The sequence below is a fragment of the Halanaerobium kushneri genome, assembly GCF_900156285.1.
Taxonomy (GTDB): domain Bacteria; phylum Bacillota; class Halanaerobiia; order Halanaerobiales; family Halanaerobiaceae; genus Halanaerobium; species Halanaerobium kushneri.
Genome location: NZ_FTNC01000045.1, coordinates 1 through 6,949 on the forward strand (window position 1 = coordinate 1; position 6,949 = coordinate 6,949).

Here is a 6,949-nt window from a genome sequence, read left to right on the forward strand (position 1 = left end):
AGTTATAGAAAATGTTCTTTTTGGATTAAAAATAAAAAAAATAGATAAAAAAAAGGCATACCAAAAAGCTTTAGAACAGTTAAAAGCAGTTCAGCTTGATGATTTTAAGGATTCTTATCCTCATCAGCTCTCTGGTGGGATGAAACAGAGGGTAGCAATTGCAAGATCACTGGTATTAGATCCAGAAATTTTGCTGATGGATGAACCCTTTGGTGCCCTGGATGAACAAAGCAGATTAATGCTCCACCGACAGTTAATAAAACTCTGGCAGAAAACAGAAAAAACTATTGTTTTTGTAACTCATAATATCAGAGAAGCAGTTAAACTTTCTGACCGAGTAATTGTTTTTGGCAGTAATCCTGGTAGAATTATAGAAGAATTTAGAATAGATATTCCACAGCCTCGTGATAGAGAAAACTCTGCTTTAATTAGAATTGAAAATAAAATTCTAGATTTACTTGAAGAAGAAATTGAAAGCCGGGGTGAAAATACTTATGAAAAAATTGCTACCTAAAACTATATTTATTTTATTAATTCTTGCCGTCTGGCAGTTTTTATTTCAGTTAAACATCTGGCCTGATTTTCTTTTTCCCTCTCCTGGAATGGTAACTTCCACCTTAATAGAAGGGTTTAAAGATGGAACTTTTACTTTTGCTATCACTGCCAGTTTTAAAAGACTGCTTATTGGTTACAGCCTCTCTCTTCTCTTTGGGCTGATGTTAGGAGTATTAATTGCCAGTTTTCAACTGGTTGAAGATACAATTGGACCATTTATACTTGCCCTGCAGAGTGTACCAAGTGTTGTCTGGCTTCCATTGGCACTACTCTGGTTTTCAATGGGAGAACGGGCAATAATTTTTGTTGTAGTTCTCGGTGGAACCTGGAATATGGTGATTAATGCCAGTACAGGTATTAAAAATGTACAGCCTGTTTTAATTAAAGCTGCTAAAACAATGGGAGTTAACAAAATACAGCTCTTCTGGAAGGTAATTTTGCCAGCAGCTATTCCTCATTTAATAACTGGAATGCGCCTCTCCTGGGCTTTTTCCTGGCGAGCATTAATGGCAGGAGAACTAATAGGAAGTGGTGATGGTCTGGGTCAGATCTTAATGTGGGGCAGAGATATGGGTAATATGAGTCTGGTTATTACAGTCATCTTGCTCATTGGTTCGATCGGCTATCTCACAGACAATTTTTTATTTAAAAAAGCAGAAAAAGTAGTTCTCAATCGCTGGGGATTAAATAGTAAATAAATTAAATTTCAATATTTTTTAGTTAAAATCACCAAAGCTCTATTTTGTATATTTTATTAATCACAACTTAGCAATCAAAATTCATTAAATATTATAGCTTAAAAGGAGAATTTCAAAATGAAAAAAAGAAATCTTAAAAACAGTATTTTAGTCCTGGTAATTTTTAGTTTATTATTTTTAGCAGCAGCTGGAACAACAGCCGCTTCCGACCTTGAGGAAATAACTATTGGTTATTTCCCCAATATTACTCATGCACCGGCAATCGTTGGAGTTAGTGAAAATATATTTGTAGAGCAGCTGAATGGAATTAAGATCAAAACTAAAATTTTTCCCAATGGATCTCTTTTCATGGATGCCTTAGCTACAAATCAAATTGATCTTGGTTATGTTGGACCCGGGCCAGCGATTAACCGCTATCTGCAGGGAGCAGATGTAAAAGCTCTGGCAAGTGCCAGCACAGGTGGAACAGTGTTGGTAACTCGAAAAGATTTTGAATATAATTCCGTAGAAGACTTAAAAAATAAAATTATAGCTACCCCTGCTCTGGGCTGTACGCATGATCTACTTTTTAGACAGTTAATTAAAGACAATAACTTAAATACAAATCGACGGGGAGGCAGCATTGATCACCGGGCTCAGAAACCAGCAACAATGGTTGGACTTTTTGCCACCAAACAGCTTGATGCAGCAGTTGTTTCCGAACCCTGGGCAGCACGGATGGAAGCAGATCTTGATTCTAAAGTGGTTGTTGACTGGAATCAGATGCCCTGGAACGGCAAATTGCCAGCAACCTTAGTTGTTTCAACTAGTGAATTTATTAAAAACAATCCAGAACTAATTGAAAATTTTCTTAAGGCTCATCAAAAAACAGTTGAGTATATAAACAATAATCCAGTTGAAAGCAGTAATATTATTCAGAAGCAAATTAAAGAAATAACCAGACAAAAATTATCTCTGGAAATAATAGAGCGTTCAATGAAGAGAACCAATATCACTTCTGAGCTTGATAGTTCTGTAGTTCAAAAACTGGCTGATCTTTCTGCAGAATTAGGTTTTATTAAGGGAGATTCTAATCTTGATGGATTTATTGATATCTCATATTTAAATAAAGTAACAAAATAAAAAATTTGTTATTACTCTATATTTTTGAAATAATATAGTTAATACTATAAAGTAAGGAAGGATAAAGATGAAGGTAGTAAATAAGATAACAGAATTAATTGGAGAAACTCCAGTTGTTAGATTACAAAAAATGGCCAGTAAAAACGATGCAGCTGTTTATGTTAAGTTAGAGTATTTTAATCCTAGCGGCAGTGTTAAAGACCGTCCTGCTTTAAATATGATTAAAGAAGCAGAAAAAGAAAATAAACTAAAAAAAGGTGGCACAATAATTGAGCCCACAAGTGGTAATACAGGGATTGGGCTGGCAATGATTGCCGCAGCCAACGGTTATAATTGTATTATAATTATGCCTGATAGTGCCTCACAGGAAAGAATAAAGATTTTAAAAGCTTATGGAGCTGAGGTAGTGCTTACTCCTGCCCAAAAGCTGATGCAGGGGGCTATCGATAAAGCTCATGAGCTGAAAAGAAAAATTAATAATTCTTTTATTCCCAATCAGTTTAAAAATCCAGCCAACCCAGCTGTTCATCAAAAAACAACCGCTTTAGAAATTTTAGAACAGATGAACGGCCAGCTGGATGCCTTTGTTGCCTCTGCCGGTACAGGTGGAACTATTTCCGGTACCGGAAATAAACTAAAAGAAAAACTACCTGAATTAAAAATTTATACTGTAGAATCAGAAAATTCTCGAGTTCTGGCCGGCGGTCAACCGGGACCTCATAAAATTCCTGGTACAGGACCTGGTTTTATTCCTCAAACACTGGATAGTACTATCTATGATAAAATTTATCATATTTCTGATTCTGAGGTAATAGAAACAACCAGAAAACTGGCAGCAGAAGAAGGCCTGCTTCTTGGACCTTCTTCTGGTGCAGCTGTCTGGACTGCACTAAAAGTAGCTAAAAATTTAGACCCCGAAAAAAAAGTGCTAGCTATCGCAGCCGACACCGGCCAGAGATACCTTGGAGGAGAATTTTTTAATTAAATATGCTCATTAAATAATAATAGAGCTTTTTTTCAATGCTGCAACAAATATTATTTACTTTAAAAAGAGACCAGTTATTAACTGGTCTCTTTTTCTATCTATAACATAAAGTTATCCAATATAAGATATTATTATTTTAGTATTGATAACAAATGATATATAATAATTTTAGAAGCTTTGTTTTGTGAATAATATTATAAATTAACTTAGAAGGAATTAAATTACTTACTTATTTTTTTGTCTTTATTTTTTGCTTTTATTTGCGAATTTTAGAACAAAGTTTAGGGGGTTTAAATTATTAATAATTAACAGGGAGGATGTTAAAAAAATGAAAAAAACAGAAAAAATTTTAGGATTTATAGCAATAATAATTGTTTTTGTTGCAGCAAAATTCTGGCTGAAAACCGATATTTTATTTTTTAGATTATTAGCTGGCTCAGGTTTCGGTTATGCTCTTGCCAGAGCTTATACTGGTTTTGCAGGGAGTGTAAATAGAGCTTACAGAACTGGGTCAACAAAATTAATGCGTACTTTAATGTTCATGTTTTTTATTACAGCTGTTTTAATGACAGCATTTTTATTTGGTAAAGATCCAGCAAGTTATAATCTCTGGATAAAACCGATCAACATTGGTTTAATGCTGGGGGGATTTTTATTTGGCTTTGGAATGTCTATTTCTGTCTGCTGTGCAAGTGGAGTACTTACAGATTTACCCCAGGCTCTTCCACGTGCATTTACAACTCTAGTTTTCTTTATGTTTGGAGTATTTATTGGTTTTCCAATCCAGAATACAGCCAGCTGGGTACAGGAATCCTGGTTTAGCTCTTATATTGGATACAGGACTATGGGAGGGGTCTTCTTACCTGACCTATTCCAGGGAGATGGTTTTGAAGGTTATTTAGGTGGATTACTTGCCCTTGGAGCACTTTGCCTTCTATTTACTATCTTATCTTATATGTATGAAAAACATAAGAAAAAAACAGGTGAGTACAGCGGCTTAGAAATTGAAAGAATCCAGGAAAATCTGCAACCAATTGACTTAAAGAATTTCAAATTATTTAGTTCAGATACATATTATCACTTATTTGAAAAACCCTGGACATTAAAACAGGGAGGCATAGCACTAGCAATTATTGTTACTATTCTAATGGGAGTAACTGGATATGGATGGGGTGTTTCTCAACCTTATGGTATCTGGTTTGGAAAAATATTAATGTTGTTTGGAGTTTCTGCTCAAAGTTTATCTGAATTTACTAAACTGTCAGCTGAGACTTTTGCTACTCCATTTTTTGAACACCAGATCTCAGTTCAAAACTTTGGTATTCTCGTTGGAGCAATAATTTATCTTTTAACTGCAGGTAAATTTATGGAGTTTTTCAATTCAGAACTTCATATCAGTAAAAAACAAGGGCTAATGTATGCTCTTGGAGGACTATCAATGGGATTTGGAACACGTCTTGCTCAGGGATGTAATGTTGGAGCCCTATATACACCAATTTCTAATTTCTCTCTTTCCGGCTGGGTCTTCCTTGTCTTTATGATTATCGGAGGAGTAATTAGTAATAAATTTAGCGAAAAAATTTATTAAAGTAAGCAACATACTCTTTCAGTCACTTTTTAATGGCTGAAAGAATGATTTATAATAAAAAATTTACAGGAGGAATATAATATGAGTAAAAGAGTTTTAATTGTTGGGGGAGTAGCTGGTGGAGCTGGTACAGCTGCTAGAGTAAGAAGACTGGATGAAGATGCAGAGGTAATTATGTTTGAACGAGGTTCTCATGTATCCTTTTCTAACTGTTCTTTACCTTACCACTTAAGTGGAATTGTTAGAGATTGTGATGATTTAGTCTTAATGTGTCCTTCAAAGTTTGCTGAACAGTATAATATCGATGCTCGTGTTAATAGTGAAGTAACAAAAATTAATAGAGAAGAAAAAACTATCGAAGTTAAAAATTTAGAAACTGGTGAAACATATACTGAAGCCTATGATAAATTAATGCTTTCTCCCGGTGCAAATCCAATCAGACCTGGAAGCATTAAGGGAGTAAATAATGAAAACGTCTTTACTATCCGCAATGTAGATGATATTGATCAATTAAATCAGTATGTTAAAAATAATAATGTAGAAAATGTTGCAGTTATTGGTGCGGGCTATATTGGAGTTGAAATCGCTGAAAACTTTATTCACTCTAATAAAAATGTAGCTTTAGTAGAAGCTATGGACCAGGTACTGCAGCCGCTAGATTTTGACATGGCTCAAATCCTCCAGAAAGAACTGCATGATAATGGAGTTAATATTGTTCTATCAGATCCACTAACTGAAGTAAATGATGACCATGTTATTTTAAAATCTGGCAAGAAAATTGATGCAGAAGCCGTTGTTTTAGCTATTGGTGTCAGCCCAGAAACCAAGTTGGCTGAAGATGCAGGCCTTAAAATTGGAGAAACAGGTGGAATTGAAGTAAATCACAACTATATGACAAGTGATCCTGACATTTATGCTGTTGGAGATGTGATCGAAGTTTATTCTAAGATTGCTCGCTCTAAAACAAGATTACCACTTGCTGGTCCTGCTCAGAGACAGGCTCGTGCTGCTGCAAACCATATGTACAATATTCCTAATAAAAATAATGGAGTAATTGGAACTTCAGTAATCAGAGCCTTTGATTACAATGCTGCTGCAACAGGTCTAAATGAGAAGCAGCTAAAAGATGCAGGAATTTCTTATGATTTTGTTTATGTAATCCCTACCGACAAAGTTGGTTTAATGCCAGATGCAAACCCGCTGCACTTTAAATTACTATATGAGGTGCCAACTGGAAAGGTATTGGGTGCTCAGGCAATTGGTAAGGGTAATGTGGATAAGAGAATTGATGTAATAGCAACAGCAATTTTATTTGATGCAACTGTAGAGGATTTAACAGAATCAGAATTGGCCTATGCTCCTCTATTCTCTACTCCAAGAAATGCAGTTAATCAGGCAAGTCTGGTTGCAACAAATATTATTAATAACCGCTATAATCAGGTCCCTGTTACAGAGGTCAGAGAATTAGTGGAAAATGATGCCTTTATCGTTGATGTCCGCGAAAAAGAAGAATATGAAATAGGTCATTTAGTTAACTCAGTTAATATTCCTTTAAGTGAGCTGAGAGAAAGAACTGATGAAATCCCTGAAGATCAGCCTGTTTACTTACACTGCCGTTCAGGTCAGAGAAGTTACAACGCTGTTCTAGCTTTACAGGGTAGAGGTTTTGATAATGTAATCAATATTTCTGGTTCCTTCCTTGGAATCTCCTGTTATGAATATTTCTTAGATCAGACAACTGATCGCGAAAAGATTGTAACAGAATATAATTTTGAGTAATTTTCATTGGTAGCCATCCCTTGAGAAATTATCCCAATTATCCCGGTGTCAGATAGTTAGTATCTAAAATTTAAAAGTAATGTCTGCTGAAAATTAATCGAGACTATCGGTACTCTATTTAGACCATCAAGGTTAACCTTGATGGTCTTTTAATCATTTATTCCAATTGATAAATTTTTATAAATATGATATCTTTGATGATAGTATATAACCATTGTTCAA

At 34.9% G+C, this 6,949-nt stretch carries 6 protein-coding genes; all 6 read left to right on the plus strand.

Annotated elements, in window-relative coordinates; all coding sequences use genetic code 11:
- Nucleotides 1-514: ABC transporter ATP-binding protein (locus BW929_RS14865; RefSeq protein WP_143414061.1), on the plus strand; the 514-nt coding region annotated here is incomplete at its 5' end.
- A complete protein-coding gene (locus BW929_RS14870; protein WP_076546252.1) occupies nt 495-1,253 on the plus strand; it encodes an ABC transporter permease in 759 nt (252 codons plus the stop codon). The genes BW929_RS14865 and BW929_RS14870, both read left to right, overlap by 20 nt.
- Before the next feature lie 117 nt (nt 1,254-1,370).
- Nucleotides 1,371-2,375, plus strand: a complete 1,005-nt coding sequence (locus BW929_RS14875) for an aliphatic sulfonate ABC transporter substrate-binding protein (protein WP_076546253.1) — start codon at nt 1,371-1,373, stop codon at nt 2,373-2,375.
- Nucleotides 2,376-2,442: 67 nt separating this feature from the next.
- Entirely contained in the window at nt 2,443-3,360 is a 918-nt protein-coding gene (gene cysK, locus BW929_RS14880; RefSeq protein WP_076546254.1) for a cysteine synthase A, read from the plus strand.
- A 328-nt stretch (nt 3,361-3,688) separates the two neighbouring features.
- Complete coding sequence (locus BW929_RS14885) at nt 3,689-4,948, plus strand: YeeE/YedE family protein (protein WP_076546255.1); 1,260 nt, start codon at nt 3,689-3,691, stop codon at nt 4,946-4,948.
- 81 nt (nt 4,949-5,029) lie between these two features.
- Nucleotides 5,030-6,727 (plus strand): FAD-dependent oxidoreductase, encoded by a 1,698-nt coding sequence (locus BW929_RS14890; protein WP_076546256.1) that lies wholly within the window; start codon nt 5,030-5,032, stop codon nt 6,725-6,727.
- The last annotated feature ends 222 nt before the right edge of the window (nt 6,728-6,949 follow it).